The sequence below is a fragment of the Prochlorococcus marinus str. MIT 9314 genome (genome assembly GCF_000760035.1).
Taxonomy (GTDB): domain Bacteria; phylum Cyanobacteriota; class Cyanobacteriia; order PCC-6307; family Cyanobiaceae; genus Prochlorococcus_A; species Prochlorococcus_A marinus_B.
On the sequence record NZ_JNAO01000007.1, the window covers coordinates 1 to 19,076 of the forward strand.

Here is a 19,076-nt window from a genome sequence, read left to right on the forward strand (position 1 = left end):
TCCATTCTAGATATTTTCCTTTCCAAAAATTGACCTGATTATGGAGCAAAGGGCCATGACCAACAGCTATTGTTTTTAATTCAGGTAGTTTATCTATTCTTTTAATTGCCTGCATAACGCTTCTAGCGTTTGGACCCATGAGGCAATCGTAATAAAAACGGAAATCATCGTATATTTCTTTTTGATCAGTGTCAAAAAATTCGTCAGAACAATAATGGAGTCCAAAAGCATCGCATGTATAGAGAACATTTGTGCTGTGATCATATGAAAATATGGTATCTGGCCAATGCAAATTTGGTGCACTTATAAATTCAATATTATGTTCTAAACCACTATTAGGATTAGTTCCGAGATTTAAAAACTCTCCACTCTTAACCTCTAGACGTTTAAAGGGAATATGTATTTGGTCTTCAATAAATTTAAGAGCTAATTTTGATCCAACTACTGTGATATTTTGGTTTAATTCTAAAAGATTACCTATTAAACCAGAATGATCAGGTTCTGTATGGCTAGTAATTAGATAATCAACTTCTTGCGGATTTACCTTTTTCAGTAATTCTTCAAACCATAATTCTTCGAACTTTGCGTGACTAGTATCAATGATTGCTAGTTTCTCGCCTTTAATAATAAAACTATTGTATGTAGTTCCATTTCTTAAACCAAATTCAATATCAAATCTACTGCGATCCCAATCCAAAGATCTTATGGCACAAGAATCATCAGCAAAGTTTTGAGATTGAACCGTCAACTTGTTATTAGTTTGTGCCAATTTAGAATTACTTGTCTGGGCAGAGGCTATCATAGAATAATCAGCTTTATAAATTTACTTTAGTTATATAGAATATAAATTCGCGTGATTATCTTTGCGAAATAACCGAAATTACGCTTTTCTTTAATTTTTAATCTTCTTATTCTGGATAAATGACATCTCAATTAATTAAACAAATAGTTACTGGAGATGAGATAAGAAATGCTTTTTTAAAATTTTACAGTGAAAAATTACATAAAATCATTCCAAGTGCATCTTTGATTCCAGATGACCCTACGGTTATGCTCACAATTGCTGGAATGCTACCTTTTAAACCAGTTTTTTTAGGTTTAAAAGAAAGACCATCAAAAAGGGCTACATCTAGCCAAAAGTGCATCAGAACAAACGATATAGAAAACGTTGGAGTTACAGCTAGACACCACACTTTTTTTGAAATGCTTGGTAATTTCTCTTTTGGAGATTATTTTAAACGAGAGGCTATTCAATGGGCTTGGGAATTAGTTACTAATATTTATCAACTTTCTGTTGAAAATATAATTGTGAGTGTTTTTCACGAAGACGAAGAGTCTGTAAAAATTTGGAGAGATGAAATTGGTATCCATCCAGATAGGATAGTCAAACTAGGTGAGGAAGATAATTTTTGGTCATCTGGCAAAACAGGTCCATGTGGACCTTGTTCAGAACTTTATTATGATTTTCATCCTGAAAAGGGTCTGAAGAATATTGATTTAGAAGATGGAGATCGTTTTATTGAATTTTATAATCTTGTTTTTATGCAATATAATCGTGATCCTAATGGTAAATTGACAGATTTAAAATTTAAAAATATTGATACAGGAATGGGTCTTGAAAGGATGGCTCAAATACTACAAAAAAAGCAAAATAATTATGAGACAGATTTAATTTTTCCTATTATTCAAAAAATTTGTGAGATTGCAAATATTGATTATTTTTCTTCAGATGATAAAAACAAAATTTCTTTAAAAATCATTGGTGATCATACAAGAGCTGTTATTCATTTAATTTCTGATGGAGTATCAGCAAGTAATCTCGGTAGGGGATATATATTAAGAAGGCTTATTAGAAGAATGGTCAGACATGGCAGATTATTAGGTATAACAAATGAATTTTTACCTCATATTGCTACTGTCGGAATTAACTTAATGCAAAATAATTATCCTGATTTAAAAAATAATAATGATTTAATTTTGAATGAGATAAAAATTGAAGAAATAAGATTTAGGGAAACTCTTGAAAGAGGAGAGAAATTGCTAGATGAGTTAATTTCTTCAGGGCAGAAATTAATTTCTGGTTTTAAAGCTTTTGAACTTTATGATACTTATGGATTTCCTCTAGAACTTACTGTAGAAATTGCTGAAGAACATAGTATCAGTGTAGATGTAAAGGGTTTTGAAGAAGAAATGAATGTACAAAAAGAGAGAGCTAAAGCTGCTTCAAGTAATATTGATTTGACATTGGAGGGATCATTAGAGCGAGAAATAGATCTTTTTAACAAAACTGTTTTTAATGGTTATAAGTCACTCCTTTCGGAAGCTGAAATAAAGGGTATATTCTTGGATTCAACATTAGTTAAGGAAGCAACTGAAGGTCAGAAAGTTTTAATTGTTCTTGATCAGACAACTTTTTATGGAGAATCTGGCGGGCAAGTTGGTGATATTGGAACGATATTTTCAAACGATGTTGAGGTCTTGGTTGATAATGTCATGCGAAAGAAAAATGTTTTTTTACATTATGGAACGATCAAAAAAGGAAAATTAACTATTGGACAAAAAGTTAAGACTAATGTTAGCTCCTCTAATAGAGCTAAGGCTGCTGCAAATCATACAGCTACTCATTTATTACAATCTGCACTTAAATCAGTTATTAATGAAAGTGTTGGACAGAAAGGTTCTTTAGTAGCCTTTAATAAATTACGATTTGACTTTAATTCCTCTAATCCTATTTCTAAAGATCAAATTTCTAAGATTGAGACTTTAGTTAACTCTTGGATTATGGAAAATCATGCCCTAGAAATAAAAAATATGTCTAAGAGTGAGGCTCTTGAAAAGGGCGCAGTCGCCATGTTTGGAGAAAAATATGATGATGAAGTGCGCGTCGTTAATGTACCAGGAGTTTCAATGGAACTTTGTGGTGGCACACATGTTAAAACTACATCCGAATTAGGTTCTTTCAAAATAATTAGTGAGGAAGGAATCTCAGCTGGAGTCAGAAGAATCGAAGCATTATCAGGCCAATCAGCATTAGATTATTTCAGTGATAGAAATGCATTAGTAAACCAACTAAGTGATTTGTTAAAAGCAAATCCTAATCAACTTTTTGAAAGGGTTAATAATTTGCAAGCAGAGCTTATTAATAAGAATAAAGAGATACAAAAAATGAAAGATGAAATTGCATATTTTAAATACTCTTCTATAAAATCATCCGCAGAAATAGTAAATTCTTTTTCAATTTTAGTAAATCAGATTGATGGCTTAGATGGGAATTCTTTGCAATCTGCAGCACTTAATTTAACTTCTCATTTAGGAAATAAAGCAATAGTGATTCTTGGGGGAATACCAAATCCAGAAAATAGAAAGTTGTTATTTGTAGTTTCTTTAGGTGATGATGTAGTAAAAATAGGATTGCATGCAGGTAAATTAATTAATGAGATTGCAAGAATTTGTTCAGGAGGTGGAGGAGGAAAGCCTAACTTTGCTCAAGCAGGTGCTAAAGATATTGATAAGTTAAGTGATGCTTTAGATTATGCTAAAAATTATTTGCAAAAAACATTAGCTAATCATTCTGATAAATAACTACTTTTTCTGAGACTAATTTCGATTTGATCCATTAATTTCCTTGCTTCTTCAATAGTTAATTTTTTTTGATCAATTGCTGATTCAGTATTAATTCTTATAGATTCAACCAAAGAAGCTGAACTGTAATCTAATAATTGTAAAATTTCAGATTTACTGTCCTCTTTAATAATATTTCTGACTTTATATGAATTATCTTGATTTATGTCTATATGAACTACGTTGGTATTGCCAAATAAATTGTGCAAGTTTCCTAATGCTTCTTGATAGGCTCCAGTCATAAAAATTCCAATTAGGTAATCTTTATCTTCTTCTGGCTTATGCAAATTTAGTAGTGATTTAATTTTTCCATTATCAATAAAATTATTTAGTTTCCCATCTGAATCACAAGTTAAATCTGCAAAGTTGCCTTTGCAGAACGGCTCCTCTAAGTGCCTATGTATTGGTACTATTGGAAAAATCTGATTTATTGCCCAGCTATCAGGAATAGATTTAAAGATAGATAAATTTGCATAATAAGTTGATGCAAGAGTTTCTGTAATTTCAGATAAATCAGGGTGATTGATTTCATCATTATTCAGGTTATTAGAAATTTCTTTTGCACAAGCCCAAGTAAGTTCTTCGGCATAAGCTCTTTCTGCCAAACTTAAAAATCCTAATCTAAAAGCGACTAAGCAATCTTCTTTAAACTTTTTTGCATCATTCCATAGTTCAATTATTTGAGATAAATTTATTTTTTTATTTTTAAGTTTTTTTAATTCATAGAAAGTATCAAGTAAATTTGAAATTATTAATTGTTGATTTTTTTTATCAAAAATTTGTAGTTTGGAACTGACATGACTTGTTCCTAAGACATTAAAAATTAAAACTGAACAATGACTAATTATTGCTCTTCCACTTTCTGAGATTATGGTTGGATGCTTGATATTATTTAATTCACATGAATCCTTAATAGTTGCAATTACATCGTTAGCATAATTTTGGAGCGAATAATTAGTAGAAGTGTTGGAGGAGGTTTTAGTTCCATCAAAATCTATTCCTAATCCACCCCCAACGTCGATATATTGCATTGGGGCTCCTAGTTTGCATAGTTCAACATATATTTGACTCGCTTCTTGTAATGCGTCTTTGATCACAGCAATATCACTTATTTGACTGCCTATATGAAAATGGAGCAATTTCATTTCATTGATAAGATTTGCTTCTTTTAGTTCTTTTATTGTCAACATAATTTCTGGGATTGATAATCCAAATTTGGAATTATCTCCAATAGATTTACCCCACCTACCACTACTTTTACTTGATAACTTTGCTCTTATTCCTATCAATGGAGTCGCGTTAAGTTCTTGAACTGCTTGGATAATTCTTTTTACCTCGTCTCGTTGTTCAATAACTATTATTGGATTTTTGCCGAGTTTTCTGGCCAAAGTAGCAATCTCAATATATTTTTTATCTTTATATCCGTTGCATATCAATAATGAATTTTGGTTTTCAAGAAGTGCAAGGCCAATTAATAGTTCTGATTTACTTCCTACTTCTAAACCAAAATTCCATTGGCTACCAAACTCTATTATCTTTTCTAGGACATTTTTCTGTTGATTACATTTGACAGGAAAAACGCCTTGATAAATGTTCTTATATTTATAGGTTTTTATTGCTTTTAAAAAAGAGTCATGTAATGCATTAATTCGATCCTTCAAGATATCATTAAATCTTATGATTAATGGAGGATTTATTTCTCTACTCTTAAGTTCTTTCACAAGCTTAAAAAGATCAATCTTATTTTCAGATTTTATATCTTTAGTTACTGATATATTTCCTTTGGAATTTATAGAAAAATATTTATCTCCCCATTTGTCTATGTTATAAGTCGCAATACTATCTTCAATAGTCCAAATATTCTTTAATTTTTTCGGCTCAAAATTGGTCAATTTATGTCTTAGTGATTAATAAATGTTTTTGAAAATAACTTAAAACAATATCTTTTATTTTAATGATTACTTGCCAAGTTACCACCCAAAAGTTGAATATACATAGAGTGATTATTAACTAAATGACTAAAGAGAGAACCTTTATTGCAATTAAACCAGATGGAGTTCAAAGAGGATATGTTTCTGAGATTATTGGCAGATTTGAAAAAAAAGGATTTAAATTGGTTGGATTAAAGCAATTAATTCCTTCAAAAGAACTTGCTCAAAATCATTATGGAGTACATAGAGAAAGACCCTTTTTTGGTGATTTAGTAGACTTTATTTCAAGTGGTCCTGTTGTAGCAATGGTGTGGGAAGGCGAAGGAGTTATTTTGAGTGCAAGAAAACTAATAGGTGCAACAAAACCTCTGGAAGCAGAGCCTGGAACAATTAGAGGTGATTTAGCTATTGATATTGGGAGGAATATTATTCATGGTTCTGATGGAGAAGATACAGCAAAATTTGAAATTGATCTATGGTTTAACGAAGAGGAATTATGTGAGTGGGAAACTTCTGATTCGAAATGGCGATCTGAAAATTAAAATTTAAATCGCAAATCTATCTAAACTAAATTTTTCTAAAAAGCTTTTCTCTATTTCTTTGAGATTTTTATTTTGAACTATTTTCAAAAGAAGATCACTTGTTATTGCAGAAAATAAAACTCCATTTCTGTAATGTCCTGTAGCTATATAAAGATTTTCAATTTTTGATTTTCCAATTATTGGTTTTAGATCTGGTGTGCAAGGTCTAAAGCCCCACCAATGTTCCATTTGTGGCCAATTAATAGCTTCTGGCAATAAAGAGCGAATGCCTTCTTGCAGTTGTTTTATTCCATTAGGAGTATTACCTTGATTAAATTTTGAATCTTTTTCAACTGTCGCTCCAACTATAATAAGTCCATCATCACGCGGAACTAGATAAGTTTTTGGACCAAAAATAACCCTTTTCAAAAAATTTGTTGGACCTTGTATTGATAGCATTTGTCCCTTTACAGGAAAGACTGGAATCTTATTAAAAATTTTTTTGCTCCACGCACCGCTGCATATAATTGCTTTTTCGCAGTTAATTTTTTTTATTTCCCCAGTGGCACATAAAACTGTTGCACCTGTAATTTTGTTTTTTTCGAATGTCAAATCCTCTACTTCTGATCCCTCTTGAAATTCGACTCCATTCAAGGAGCATGCTCTCTCAAGAGCACGCATCAGTTTTCTTCGGTTATCTATTTGACCATCTTGTTCAAAAAGTAAACCATGTTTCCAAATAGAATTCATTCCATTGATTTCTGTTTGAAGATCTTTGTGATTTAAATATTTTCCATATTTATAAGTGGGAAACTCTTCAAGATCTTCTTTGTTTTTAAAAGGAACTACTATGCCACATTTTTTTAAACCGCATTTAATATTACTATCTTGTTCAATACTTCGTATCCACTTTGGAATTAGATTTTGACTTTCTTGGCCAAATTTTAGTAATTCATCTTCGAGCCCTTCGGCATGAGTAGCTAACATTCCTGCAGCAACAAATCCAGCTGATTCATTTCTGTTTTTGCTTAAAACTAAAACTTTGAAGTTATTTCTAGAAAATTCATAAGCAATGGATAAACCTAAAAGTCCACCTCCAATTATTAATATTGAATTTTTGGTTTCTTGTGCCATTTAAAAATTAATATTTTTATTTGTGTTTTGGTCCTCTTTTCCTTTATATCCAATAATATTAATAAAGAGACTTTTAATAATGAACAATTTGGAATCTTGGGAAGCTGTGATTGGTTTGGAAACTCATGTACAGCTTAATACGAAAAGCAAAATATTCACATCTGCGTCAACAGCTTTTGGTGATGCACCTAATACCCATATAGATCCTGTAGTTTGTGGGTTGCCAGGAACTCTTCCAGTTCTGAATGAGACTGTTCTTGAGTATGCTGTAAAAACTTCGTTAGCATTAAATTTAAACGTTGCAGAACATTGTAAATTTGATAGAAAACAATATTTTTATCCTGATCTTCCTAAAAATTATCAAATTTCACAATTTGATGAGCCACTAGCTGAAAATGGTTGGTTAGAAGTTGAAATAATTGAAAAGGACAAAGAACCTTATATCAAAAAAATTGGTATAGAAAGGCTACATATGGAAGAAGACGCCGGAAAACTAGTTCATTCAGGAAGTGATAGATTAGCCGGCTCTAAGTATTCTTTAGTTGATTATAATCGTGCCGGAATAGCACTTTGTGAGATTGTAAGTAAACCAGACATTAGATCAGGTAAAGAGGCATCTGAATATGCTTCAGAGATTAGAAGAACAGTTAGATATCTGGGGGTATCAGACGGAAATATGCAAGAGGGTTCATTACGCTGCGATGTCAATATTTCAGTTAGAAAAGGACCCAATGCTCCTTTTGGCACCAAAGTGGAAATAAAAAATATGAATTCATTTTCTGCAATTCAAAAGGCTTGTGATTATGAAATAGCAAGACAAATAGAAGTTTATGAAAATGGAGGAAAAATTTTCCAAGAAACTAGGTTATGGGATGAAGCTAAGCAATTAACGAAAAGTATGAGATTAAAAGAAGGTAGCAGTGACTATAGATATTTTCCTGATCCTGACTTAGGTCCAATTGAAATAACAAAAGCCCAACAAGAAATATGGTTTAAAGAACTACCAGAATTACCTTCAAAGAAAAGATATAAATACGTAAGTCAATTTGGGTTGTCTGCATATGATGCCAGGGTAATTTCTGATGAAATAAGCATGGCAAACTTTTTTGAACAAACAGTAGCAAATGGTGCTGAGGCTAAATTAGCTTCAAATTGGGTAACAAGTGATATTGTGGGCTATTTAAAATCAAACAAACTAAGTTTTAGTGAATTAAAGCTTAGTCCTGAAAATCTTGCTGAAATGATTAACATGATTTCAAAAAATATAATTAGTGGAAAAATTGCAAAAGAAATTTTACCTGAACTTATTCAAAAAAATATTTCCCCAAAAAAATTAGTTGAAGAAAAAGGGTTGGCAATGATATCTGATTCTTCAAGTATTTCACCAATAATTGATGAACTTATAAATGAACATCCAAATGAAGTTCAAGCATTTAAAAATGGCAAAACTAAGTTACTTGGTTTTTTTGTTGGGCAACTTATGAAAAGAACAAAAGGTAAAGCTGACCCTAAACTTGCAAATAAACTTCTTATGGAAAAATTAAATAGCTAAAGCTTAAAGAAGCTCTTTTATCGTATTGATCCATTTATTTTGATCATCTGAATTCTCTAAAATAATATCTGAGAATTTTCTTTTTTCTTCAAAACTTAATTGAAAATTTATCAATTCATATGCTTCTTTTTCACTAATTTTATCTCTTGTTATAAGTCTGTTTTTTTGTATTTCTTTAGGACATTTAACTAACCATATTTCAGTGCAAATATCTTCAAATTTTGCTTCAAACAATAATGGAATAGCCAATACTATAGTTTGATTATTTTTGTATTGACTGCATTCTTCTATCATTCTTTCTTTAATTAAGGGGTGAAGTAGTTTTTCAATCCATTCCTTGCTTGCTGAATGTTTAAAAATAATGTTCCTTAAAAGTTTTCTGTTTATTTCCCTTTCTGAATTGCTTTTATTATCAATAATTTTATTTCCAAAATAATCTAAAATTTTCTTATATCCATATGTGTTTGGTTTGATTAATTCTCTTGAAAAATGATCTGCATCTAATATTGGTATGTTTTTATGTTTTCTTATGTAATTAGTTATGGTTGTCTTACCACTTGCAATACCTCCTGTTAAACCAATCCTTCTTTGGTTGTTTTTTAATTTTTGAAGAATATCCATATAATTAATAATAATCTAATTACTTAGTTTCTTTAGTATTAAAGAGTAGTTAGTATGAATTAAAATACCAAAAAGCTTGAGCCAGTTAGATTCCAATTGGTCGTTTGTTGATGACAGTAAGGTGACACCCAAGGGGTTTCTTTTCGCTGGGATATCTGCTGGTTTAAAAGCTTCTAATAAAAAAGATTTAGCACTAATACTCGCTCCTGAAGGAAGTATTTTTAGTGGGATGTTTACCCAATCAATAGTTCGAGCTTCTTGTGTGGATATTTGTGAGGAAAGGATTAAAACAACTTCAGGTTTTGTAAGAGCAATACTAATTAATTCTGGTCAAGCAAATGCATGTACAGGAAATCTTGGTATTCAACATTTTCAAATTGCTACAGGAAAGATTGCGGAACTTTTAGGAATAAAAGAAGAAGAAGTTTTAATGTGCTCAACTGGTGTAATTGGTGTTCCAATAAAAATAAATGATTTAGTAAAAAATTTACCGAATTTAGTTAGTGATTTAAAGGGTAATAATTTTGAAAATGCAGCAGAAGCAATTTTAACTACTGATTTGACTTTGAAAAAAGTGTCAATAGAGACGATTATTCAAGGTAGAAAAATAAAAATAGCAGGATTTGCAAAAGGTTCAGGAATGATTTACCCCAACATGGCTACAATGCTTGCTTTCCTAACCTGTGATACGGGCATTCAAAAAGAAGAATGGGACAAAATGATTGCTATTGCGGTTCAAAAATCTTTTAATGCAATATCAGTTGATGGAGAGACAAGCACAAATGATTCTTTTGTTGGAATAAATGCAGGAGAGAAAATTGAAAAAAGGTTTTTTCCAATTATCCAACAAGGGATTGATATTGTATGTCAGAACTTGGCAAAAAATATTGCAAGGGATGGAGAGGGAGCAAATTGTTTATTAGAAGTTTTGGTTCAAGGAGCAAAAAATACAGATGATGCAATTATGCTCGCGAAATCTATTTGTAATTCTGCCTTGGTAAAAACTGCGATACATGGTTGTGATCCAAATTGGGGACGAATCATTTCTGCTGCAGGTAATTCTGGAGTTAAATTTAATTTAGATGACGTTGACTTGTATATAGGAAACGCTCACATTTTGGAAAAAGGCCAGTTAAATAAATATGATCCACAAAGAGTCACAGACTATATTAAGTCCAGAATGAAAGGTAGATATTTGGTAGATGATATTGTAAAAATTATGCTTAATCTAAATTCTGGCGAATCGAAAGGCACAGCTTGGGGATGCGATCTTTCTAAAAAATATGTTGAAATCAATAGCGAATACACTACCTAACCCCAAACTGTAGTCATAGCAATAGATTACAAGGATACTAAAAACCATATAACACCAATATAACACTAGATTTCTATTTGAAATATTCGTAAAGATTACGATTTAGTAGACTGCAAATTATAATGAAAATTTTTTATTAAACAATTTATATGAAAGAAGATTCATCTATTTTTTTAAGGAAAATACGCTCTTTAAATTTAAAAATGTGTGATATGTGGGTAAATGAAGCATTATTTGGTTTTTTTCATATAAAAGAATATTGTAAAAAACTTAAAAAAAATGATAATGTTTTAGAAATTGGTTGCGGTAGTGGCATACTGCTAAATTTATTATTAGAAAATTTTAAAGATATAAATTTTGAAGGGATAGAACCCTTTGGAGATGGATTCAGTTCTCTAACTAAATTGAATTCATTATCAAAAAAAAATGGAGTATCAATTAAAAATATTGGATATAAAGAATTATCCTATAGTCGTAAATATGATCTAATTTTTTGCGTCAATGTTTTTGAACATCTTTATGATTGGCGGAACTTTTTAGACAAGATTAGTTGTCTTTTAACACAAGATGGAAAAATTATAGTCCTATGCCCAAATTATGGTTTTCCATATGAAAGTCATTTTAAAGTTCCTATTTTATTTAATAAAGGAATAACATCCTTCATTTTTCAAAAATATATTAGAAGTTATGAAAAGAAAAACGAATGTATTGGCTTATGGAAATCACTTAATTTTGTAAAAAAAAGAGAGGTTATTAATCATATTAAAGATTCAATTCATACCAAAAATCTAAAAATTTATGATAATTTATCAATCTTAGATTTTTTGGTTGAAAGAATCATGAATGATCGAGAATTCAGAAAAAGACAAAAAATAGTAGGTGCAGTTGCAATTTTCCTTAAAGGTTTAGGGATATTGAATATTTTTAAACTTTTTCCAAATTTTATACCTTATATGAAATTGGAATTTTCTAAGAAATAATTCTTGGTTTAATTATAAGTTGTGTTGACTCCTGCTTGGCCTTTTTCGGTGTATAACTTCCGCATAATTCTTTATATCTTCTTCCGTTTGATTTATCTCTCTAAATGTAACTAACTCAAGAGGTCTTTATAACTTTTTTATAACACTACTCTAGTCATATCAGTGTGTTTTGTTAGTTGACTGAAACTTTGTAACACCTGTATAACACTAATTTTGTAGTAGTGATGCTAGTCATACCAATTGTTTTCAAGGTCAGTGGAAATCAATAGCGAATATACAACTTAACCCTAAAACGTAGTTATATTAATTGATTTGAAGATTATTAATATGTTGTTTACGGTCTGCTTACATTAAATTAGGACTTATTATTACTAATTTAATTTAGTCGCACTAGGTTAAACATATCCATTAACTATGGTTGGATGTTCTTTGTTTTTGAACATTTTTCTATAGTCATCATGCAATCTTTCAGTTGCCAATTTTCTTTTCTTCATTACATCTCTGATTAAATCTATCTCATTGAATGTACGATTGAGAATTGTGAATGGAGTAGTTAGTTTCATAAAACCTCCTTTTTTAATAAAGACTAAAAATTAATAACTCAGTCGCAGTAAATTAAACAATTTTGATTTGTTGGATGTTCTCTACATTCTTTCTCCCAAAAGTTTTGAAACTCAGGGGTGCATTTCTCAAGTTCTTTTGGAGTTTCGTTTAGATTTAATCCTGCATAATTAAATGCAGTTAAGTATCTTGGAAGAATGTTAAATTGATTGAATAGTTTCATAAGACCTCCTAGATCTATATCTATATTGTCCTCCTATTGACTTGAAATTCATAGAGTATTATTACCCGATTAGAAGTGCTTTGTGGTTGTCACGACTATCTTTTCTCGTTCAGTAGGAGTAGAAATAATTCAGGAGTCAAAAGCACTTCATCGACTTTGTGGACAGCGAGGTGCATACGACTCGAAGAGGGCAAACAAATGCCCTCTTATTTTATTTTTAGTAAACTTTTACTCATTCTTTTTGCTACATTTTATCGACATTAGTATTTAGGATATGAATGGTTAGATTTATCAAAATAGGAAGTAATTATGTTTGTAAGTATTGATTTATGTTTAGTCCCTATTGGAGTTGGAACTTCCCTATCTCCTTATATAAAAGAGTGTATTGAAGTTATCAAAAATGAAGGCCTTAACTATGAATTAGGAGCGAATGGAACTGCAATAGAGGGAGATTGGGATAAAGTATTTGAATGTGTTAAAAAATGCCATAAAAAAATTCATTCAAAAGGTGCGCCTAGAATTTATACAACAATGAAAGTAAATACTAGAACTGATAAAGAACAAAAATTCTCAGATAAAGTAAAAAGTGTATTAGATAAATAATGGAAAAAGAGCGAAATTAATATAATGATGGATAAAACTAACACTTGGTTAATAAGAGCATTTGCTGTTGTTCTTATTTGTGTTTGCCTTTTTGCATATCTAAATGCACAAGCGAACCAATCCTTACTCCGTTCAAAACCTAGCATTGAGAATTTGGAATATAAAGCATTCTTACTCCGTCCAAAACCTAGTATTGAGGATTTGGAATATAAAGCATTAGATAAGTTAAGGGGAAATGCTGAATTTGCTGCGAATAGAGATTATGCGGACTATGAAAAATTTGGAAGTATAATTTTTTGCAATACTTCAATCAATAGTCGAATTGAATCAGCAAACTATTCGAAACAAATGGAATTATATATTTCTGGGAAAGAAGCAGATTTATCAGAATGGGATACTGCTATAAAAAATTATGAAAACGAAAGGTCAAAATGTAGAGACTTTAATCCTTGAAACGTTGAAACTGCGCGTAATTTAAGTGTTTCAAGAACCTTAAGTTACAAGAAACAAAATATACTGATAAGAAATCATGTCAATATTTCACTTTTTAATTACCACTTACACTTTGCTTACAATCGTATTGACTTATAAAAAGTCAGTTGTTGCAGTCAATTTTGAGTGATTATCTTTGTATAGCAATGAATAGCTAATACTACTTAAGTTTTAGTAAATCTAATGGTAGATATTCATTAATATATAGAAACAGTATTGTTAAAGTTCCAATTACAGAGCCTATAAAACCTCCAAAAAAATTAACTAATAATCCAGATTGTCTAATTATAGCTTCTTCTTTTTTTTCTTCTTCAAAATTAGGAGAATCAACTACTTTTAAGCGCTGATTGGTTGTTGGTTGTTTAAGTTGTTGGTGTCGGATGAGGGCTTCGAAATCAGGCATGGAATTTGTGAGGCAATTGAACAATAAGCAGACCAGCCCGTCATTCGACGAGGATCTGATCTACCTAAATCGTCTACAGCTTCAAATACAGCATTGCCCGAGGCTTCTGCTTTATCAAATGCTGAAAGTAAGGGTATAAACTTATCAAAAACATACAAACCAAAATTTTCTAGAGCCGCTTTGGCTTGTTGCGCTGCTTTTTGCTGTCTGAAATCAACTTTTACAATTACTACTGCATGGTTAACTTTTAAGTTGCTTAATAAATTTGCTAGTTCAACAGTTAATTCTACTGATCTTGCTTTTGCAGTTGTAGGTAAGATAACTAAATCTGAACCATACGCTAAGTGTTTAAGTTCTTCTTGATCACTGCTAGCCTGTCCATCAGTTATTACAATTTCTGATGATCTTGATGCTTTAGCAGCAGAACTCACGGGGAAAACTGGAAATGGAAGATTGCCTCTTGATGCGTATGCTAAAGCAGATCTATTCTTGTCAGCATCGACTATGCAAACTTTTTTACCTTCAGAATGCCAAACGCTTGCAAGGTGAATACTTGTACAGGTCTTGGCCACCCCTCCTTTTTGTCCGCAAACGGTAATGAACAATTTTTTATTTTTATTTCTCTTACTTTGGAGAATAATTTCTTAATGTCAAGAGAAATTGATTTTTAATGCTTTAAAACTTATTTTTTGAAATATTTTAAAGAAGTTAATATTTTTAGATAACCTTATAAAGTTCCTTATTTAAATTGGCTAGTGAAGAAAAGAATTGGATTAGGTACGTGGTCTTGGGGGAATAAGCTTTTCTGGAATTACCAATCTACAAATGACGATGATTTACGTGAGACATATGATGAAGCGTTACGAAGAGGTTTCGATCTAATTGATACTGCAGATTCTTACGGTACTGGGAATCTTCAGGGCAGAAGTGAATTGTTGATAGGAAAATTTTTACTAAATACTCCTTCAGCAAAGAAAAAAAGAATTCAAATAGCAACCAAACTTGCACCTTATCCCTGGAGAATAGGTAACAGAGGCTTCAATAAACCTTTTTTGAAAAGTTTAGAGAGACTTAATAATAAATTAGATATAGTGCAATTACATTGGTCAACTGCAAAATACAATCCTTGGCAGGAATTAGGGCTGTTGAATAATCTTTGCGATTTAAAAGATGAAGGCTTTGATTTTCAAATAGGTTTATCAAATATAGGCCCTAAAAGATTGATGCAATTAATTAATTTTTTAGCAAAAAGAGATCAGCACCTAAAGAGTGTTCAAATACAGTTTTCTTTGCTTGCTCCCGATTTAGGAAAACAATATCAGGTAAAAAAAATTTGCGACGAAAATAATATTGATTTCTTTGCTTATAGTCCTTTGTCCTTTGGAATACTTTGTATTGATCCGGATAAAGAAGAAAATAAAGAAAAAAGTTTTATTCGTAATTCCTTATTTGAAAACTATAAAAAACCAACATATGAATTGCGGAGGTGTCTAAAAAGAATTGCGCATCAAAGATCAGTTTCCCAAGCGCAAGTAGCAATTAATTGGTGTTGTTATCAAGGAACTATTCCGCTAGTTGGAATGCGAAAAAAATCTCAAGTTATAGATGTATCTAATGTATTTAATTGGAATTTAAAAAAAAATGAATTTAAAGTACTTCAGGAAGTTTCAAAAAAATGTTTAAAAAAAATGCCGAAAAATCCTTTTTCGAGTAATTAATTAAATTTTTACCTAGATATGTTCTTATTTTTTTTGATTTGACAACCACTATTCCATAGTTCATTGGGAAATTTTTCACCAGTGAATCTAATAACTTTTGGTTTGAGATTTATTATGAAGTCATTTAGTTTTTTATGTGATTCCATTTTGCAAGATTGGATTTCTTAATAAGATAAATTAATTTAAAACTTATCTTCTCAGTATTTATACCTATAAAATGAAAAAAATTCTTTTTAATACAAGTAATTGCAGCAATATTTACATACTCATAAATTATCTACTACAACTTCTTAGTTATTTAAAAAAGTGGAGTCCTTCCAGACTCCTCGTATCATTTGGTTGATAAGGCTGATATAACCCCATCTCCTTTAGGGTCAAGCAGCAACTGGTGCTGTTTGACGGGAGAAACTAACGATTTTGTTAGCATTTGTGTTTTTGCTCTAACCGAGCCGGCTTCAGTCACCTTCCTTATGCCCCGTCGAAACCATTACAACCCCAAATAGTGGAGTTGAGCGGAATCGAACCGCTGTCCGAAACATCGGTTGAGATCACCTAGTCCAATTGGACATTTATATTCTGACAGGCAAAATGGTTATTGAATAGTTTTTTTACTAAGTTTTATCGTATATGAATGTAGTGGCATCATCTCCGGAGGGACTAGAGAAATCTTTAGCAGAAGAAATTTCAAATTTAGGCGGCTTTAATATTAATACTTATAAAAGATTTATTAATTTTGAATGTGATTTTGAAACTTTTTATAGAGTTCATTTCTATTCCAGATTAGCTTTTCGTTTTTATAGAGAAATTGCAAGTTTTAATTGCTATGACAAGCAATCTTTATATGCGGGAGTTAGAGATTCATTTGATTGGTTAAATTGGTTGCACTTTGATAAAACGTTTAATGTTCAAGTATCTGGGAGAACATCTTCTTTAAGTCATACTCATTTCACTGCTCTTGAAGTAAAAAATTCTATAACTGATTTGCAACAGGCAGTTTGGAATAAAAGATCAAATATTTCTCTAGATAATCCTGATTTTATAATTCATCTGCATTTAAATAATAATAAAGCAATTCTCAGTCTTCAAAGCAGTGTAGAAAGTTTACACAAAAGAGGCTATAGACCCGCAATTGGAAATGCTCCATTAAAAGAAAATTTAGCTTCTGGATTGATAAATATGACTCAATGGAATGGCAAAGTTCCATTAATAGATTTTATGTGTGGCTCGGGAACTTTTTTAATTGAGGCAGTCAACCAATTCCTTGGAGTTCCCATAAATATTGATCAAGTATATCTTTTTGAGAATTGGTTGGACTTTAGGAAAGATGTTTATCTTAATGAAAAAAATAAGGCAAAAAATAAAATTATAAATTATGAAAAATTACCAACAATAATAGGGTGTGAAATTAATAAAAAGGTTTTTGAGCAGGCGAATGTAAACATATCATTAGCTGGATTAGAAAATTATATTGAGCTTATAAATAATGATTTTTTAGCACTCCAATTAACTTGCACACCTGGGATAATCATATGTAATCCTCCATATGGCAAAAAATTAGGCGATGAAAATGAATTGATTTATTTATATGAGCAAATGGGAATCTTCCTAAAGAATAATTTTTCAGGTTGGGAATTTTGGCTGCTAAGTGGAAATCCAAAACTAACAAAATATTTGAAAATGAAATCTTCATTGAAAATTCCTGTTAGTAATGGGGGAATTGATTGTAGATGGATAAAGTATTTAATAAGGTAATTTATTTTTTGCCTAAAACGGCTTTTGTTGTCTTGCCTAAACCCTCTAATGTTTGAGGAAGATATGGTCCTTTGGCTAATTTTCCTCCAAGTTTTAAACTTAAGCCTGCAAGAACTAAATCGATAAATATTATGAGTAATAAATTATATTCAATATTCCAGTTATTATATTTTGTTAGAAAAAGGTAGAAAATAATATGGATGCAAATTAGTACTAATAATAATAATGTGCTGCCAATTGCCAAAAATATTCCACCACTAATTAATCTTCTTTTTTCTCTATCTACTTCTTGAAGAGCTATTCTTACATGCAAATCCATAACTGAACTTGCAATCGCTGAAATTCTTGAAGCGGTATTTGTAAAGTTTTTATTTTTTGGTTTTTCCATATTATTTTCTACCACTGTTTAGGAGCGTTCCTATTAGTAAACCAATACCAGCCGCAATAGCAATAGATAATAATGGTTTTTTTCTTATAGGACTTTCTATTTTTGGTCTAAGTGTATCATTAAGTTCTTCTAATAATTCTTCTAATTGACTTTCTATAGGCTCAATTTTTTCTGATATTTCCCAATTGTTTTCTCTTATTGAATCAATTATTTCAAATAGTTGGCTTTTTATTCTAATTGCTGAGGTTCCACTATGGCTTGCTATTACTTCAACTAAATCGTCAATACTCCCTTTTGTGGCTTCAAGGGTTTGTTGTGCAATGTTAGGCCATTTTTCTTTTATTAAAGGTATTAAACTGTCAATTTTTTCGAGTAACCATTTTTCCGAGAGAACCTCTCTTTCAGGAAGATCAGAGTTATTTTCTTTTTCTTCTACTTCTTTGGGAGGATGGTAAGTCTCCATTATTTAAACTTATTTATTTTAAGATTAGACCCTATTTTCTTAATTTGGAACCCTTATCTAAAGAATTGTTCTATTTATATAAAATAAAAACATATAAAAGTTTATTTACATTTTATTTATCTACTCTGTTCTGCAAGAAGGTTTTGTTAAGCTATTACTGAATTTATTAAATGAGTTTAAATTTCATCATGGCTATTACATTTGCATCATTAATTTTTGCATCTCGCACAATCCCTACAGATTTTGGATTAGTTGCTGCAGCTATCGCTGGAGCTGGAAGTTTGCTTTTCATTGCTTTAAGATTTGTACCTGATGCAAGTAATTAAATAACAGGAACTATCTTTAATAAAATATATCTTTATCTCAACTTTGTTTTGAAAATAGATTCAGTTTATTTATTAATTAGGTAATGAATAATTGGGTTTTGCTTGAACATAAAGTTTATTCTGCTAACTCGTTCGATATTCATTATGATTTTCTTGTTGAAAATGGTATAGATTGTTTAACTTGGAAATTTTTAAAACTACCTTTATTAAATCAAGCTTCTATAGAAATTATCAAGCAGCCAAATCATAGACTTGTATGGTTATCTAGGATAGAACATGAACTTTCTAATAATAGAGGGTTTGTAAAAAGAATTGATCATGGAATATTTAAAAGAGTTTCTGATAACTTGGACTCTGAACATTATAGATTCATCTTGGATGGTGAACTTCTTTATGGCTTGTTTGAAATTTCGGGTAATTTTTGCAGATTGAGCAAAAGTTTTTAATACTTATTTATAAATAAACGTAATAT

20 protein-coding genes are annotated in these 19,076 nt (G+C 30.7%); 11 read left to right on the top strand and 9 right to left on the bottom strand.

The features are described 5' to 3' along the window. A partial coding sequence (locus tag EU98_RS0108860; RefSeq protein WP_032515458.1) for an FprA family A-type flavoprotein occupies window positions 1–802 on the bottom strand: 802 nt, incomplete at its 3' end. 119 nt (window positions 803–921) lie between these two features. On the opposite strand from EU98_RS0108860, the gene alaS reads away from it, so the two are divergent. Further along, window positions 922–3,582, top strand: a complete 2,661-nt coding sequence (gene alaS, locus EU98_RS05960; protein WP_032515459.1) for an alanine--tRNA ligase — start codon at window positions 922–924, stop codon at window positions 3,580–3,582. On the opposite strand, the gene speA is transcribed toward alaS, so the two are convergent. Beyond that, window positions 3,567–5,513 (bottom strand): biosynthetic arginine decarboxylase, encoded by a 1,947-nt coding sequence (gene speA / locus EU98_RS05955; RefSeq protein ID WP_032515460.1) that lies wholly within the window; start codon window positions 5,511–5,513, stop codon window positions 3,567–3,569. The two genes, alaS and speA, sit on opposite strands and share 16 nt — an antisense overlap. A gap of 122 nt (window positions 5,514–5,635) precedes the next feature. Here speA and ndk point away from each other — a divergent pair, with 122 nt between their 5' ends. Next, window positions 5,636–6,094, top strand: coding sequence for a nucleoside-diphosphate kinase (ndk, locus tag EU98_RS05950; protein ID WP_025932884.1), 459 nt, complete (start codon window positions 5,636–5,638; stop codon window positions 6,092–6,094). 3 nt (window positions 6,095–6,097) lie between these two features. On the opposite strand, the gene thiO is transcribed toward ndk, so the two are convergent. Then, window positions 6,098–7,207 (bottom strand): glycine oxidase ThiO, encoded by a 1,110-nt coding sequence (gene thiO / locus EU98_RS05945; protein WP_032515461.1) that lies wholly within the window; start codon window positions 7,205–7,207, stop codon window positions 6,098–6,100. 79 nt (window positions 7,208–7,286) lie between these two features. On the opposite strand from thiO, the gene gatB reads away from it, so the two are divergent. Then, entirely contained in the window at window positions 7,287–8,759 is a 1,473-nt protein-coding gene (gatB, locus tag EU98_RS05940; protein ID WP_032515494.1) for an Asp-tRNA(Asn)/Glu-tRNA(Gln) amidotransferase subunit GatB, read from the top strand. A 3-nt stretch (window positions 8,760–8,762) separates the two neighbouring features. On the opposite strand, the gene coaE is transcribed toward gatB, so the two are convergent. Further along, entirely contained in the window at window positions 8,763–9,380 is a 618-nt protein-coding gene (coaE, locus tag EU98_RS05935) for a dephospho-CoA kinase (RefSeq protein WP_032515462.1), read from the bottom strand. A 76-nt stretch (window positions 9,381–9,456) separates the two neighbouring features. Between coaE and argJ the strand changes: the two genes are divergently transcribed. Continuing rightward, a complete protein-coding gene (gene argJ, locus EU98_RS05930; RefSeq protein ID WP_032515463.1) occupies window positions 9,457–10,695 on the top strand; it encodes a bifunctional glutamate N-acetyltransferase/amino-acid acetyltransferase ArgJ in 1,239 nt (412 codons plus the stop codon). A 149-nt stretch (window positions 10,696–10,844) separates the two neighbouring features. Continuing rightward, entirely contained in the window at window positions 10,845–11,675 is an 831-nt protein-coding gene (locus tag EU98_RS05925; RefSeq protein ID WP_032515464.1) for a class I SAM-dependent methyltransferase, read from the top strand. A gap of 395 nt (window positions 11,676–12,070) precedes the next feature. Here the strand turns inward: EU98_RS05925 and EU98_RS09820 are convergent, their stop codons facing one another. Together EU98_RS09820 and EU98_RS05920 are read right to left on the bottom strand one after the other, a co-directional pair. Continuing rightward, window positions 12,071–12,238, bottom strand: a complete 168-nt coding sequence (locus tag EU98_RS09820; protein ID WP_193743003.1) for a hypothetical protein — start codon at window positions 12,236–12,238, stop codon at window positions 12,071–12,073. Between the two features lie 38 nt (window positions 12,239–12,276). Continuing rightward, window positions 12,277–12,459, bottom strand: a complete 183-nt coding sequence (locus EU98_RS05920) for a hypothetical protein (protein ID WP_025934672.1) — start codon at window positions 12,457–12,459, stop codon at window positions 12,277–12,279. Between the two features lie 309 nt (window positions 12,460–12,768). Between EU98_RS05920 and EU98_RS05915 the strand changes: the two genes are divergently transcribed. After that, entirely contained in the window at window positions 12,769–13,062 is a 294-nt protein-coding gene (locus tag EU98_RS05915; RefSeq protein ID WP_002808254.1) for an MTH1187 family thiamine-binding protein, read from the top strand. A 27-nt stretch (window positions 13,063–13,089) separates the two neighbouring features. Further along, window positions 13,090–13,515: a hypothetical protein gene (locus EU98_RS0108865; protein WP_032515465.1), complete on the top strand. Its 426-nt coding sequence runs from the start codon at window positions 13,090–13,092 to the stop codon at window positions 13,513–13,515. A 375-nt stretch (window positions 13,516–13,890) separates the two neighbouring features. Here the strand turns inward: EU98_RS0108865 and EU98_RS0108870 are convergent, their stop codons facing one another. Then, window positions 13,891–14,562 (bottom strand): ParA family protein, encoded by a 672-nt coding sequence (locus tag EU98_RS0108870; protein ID WP_032515466.1) that lies wholly within the window; start codon window positions 14,560–14,562, stop codon window positions 13,891–13,893. A 150-nt stretch (window positions 14,563–14,712) separates the two neighbouring features. Between EU98_RS0108870 and EU98_RS05910 the strand changes: the two genes are divergently transcribed. Both EU98_RS05910 and EU98_RS05905 read left to right on the top strand, forming a co-directional pair. After that, window positions 14,713–15,675 (top strand): aldo/keto reductase, encoded by a 963-nt coding sequence (locus EU98_RS05910; protein ID WP_032515467.1) that lies wholly within the window; start codon window positions 14,713–14,715, stop codon window positions 15,673–15,675. Window positions 15,676–16,302: 627 nt separating this feature from the next. Beyond that, on the top strand, window positions 16,303–17,427 hold the full coding sequence (locus EU98_RS05905; protein WP_032515468.1) for a THUMP domain-containing class I SAM-dependent RNA methyltransferase: 1,125 nt from the start codon (window positions 16,303–16,305) through the stop codon (window positions 17,425–17,427). A gap of 1 nt (window position 17,428) precedes the next feature. On the opposite strand, the gene EU98_RS05900 is transcribed toward EU98_RS05905, so the two are convergent. Together EU98_RS05900 and EU98_RS05895 are read right to left on the bottom strand one after the other, a co-directional pair. Then, window positions 17,429–17,815, bottom strand: a complete 387-nt coding sequence (locus EU98_RS05900; RefSeq protein ID WP_025946546.1) for a phage holin family protein — start codon at window positions 17,813–17,815, stop codon at window positions 17,429–17,431. A gap of 1 nt (window position 17,816) precedes the next feature. Further along, a complete protein-coding gene (locus tag EU98_RS05895) occupies window positions 17,817–18,278 on the bottom strand; it encodes a DUF883 C-terminal domain-containing protein (protein ID WP_032515469.1) in 462 nt (153 codons plus the stop codon). A 188-nt stretch (window positions 18,279–18,466) separates the two neighbouring features. On the opposite strand from EU98_RS05895, the gene EU98_RS09655 reads away from it, so the two are divergent. After that, entirely contained in the window at window positions 18,467–18,604 is a 138-nt protein-coding gene (locus EU98_RS09655) for a hypothetical protein (protein WP_072165447.1), read from the top strand. Between the two features lie 83 nt (window positions 18,605–18,687). Continuing rightward, window positions 18,688–19,050, top strand: a complete 363-nt coding sequence (locus tag EU98_RS05890; protein WP_032515470.1) for a hypothetical protein — start codon at window positions 18,688–18,690, stop codon at window positions 19,048–19,050. Window positions 19,051–19,076: the final 26 nt, after the last annotated feature.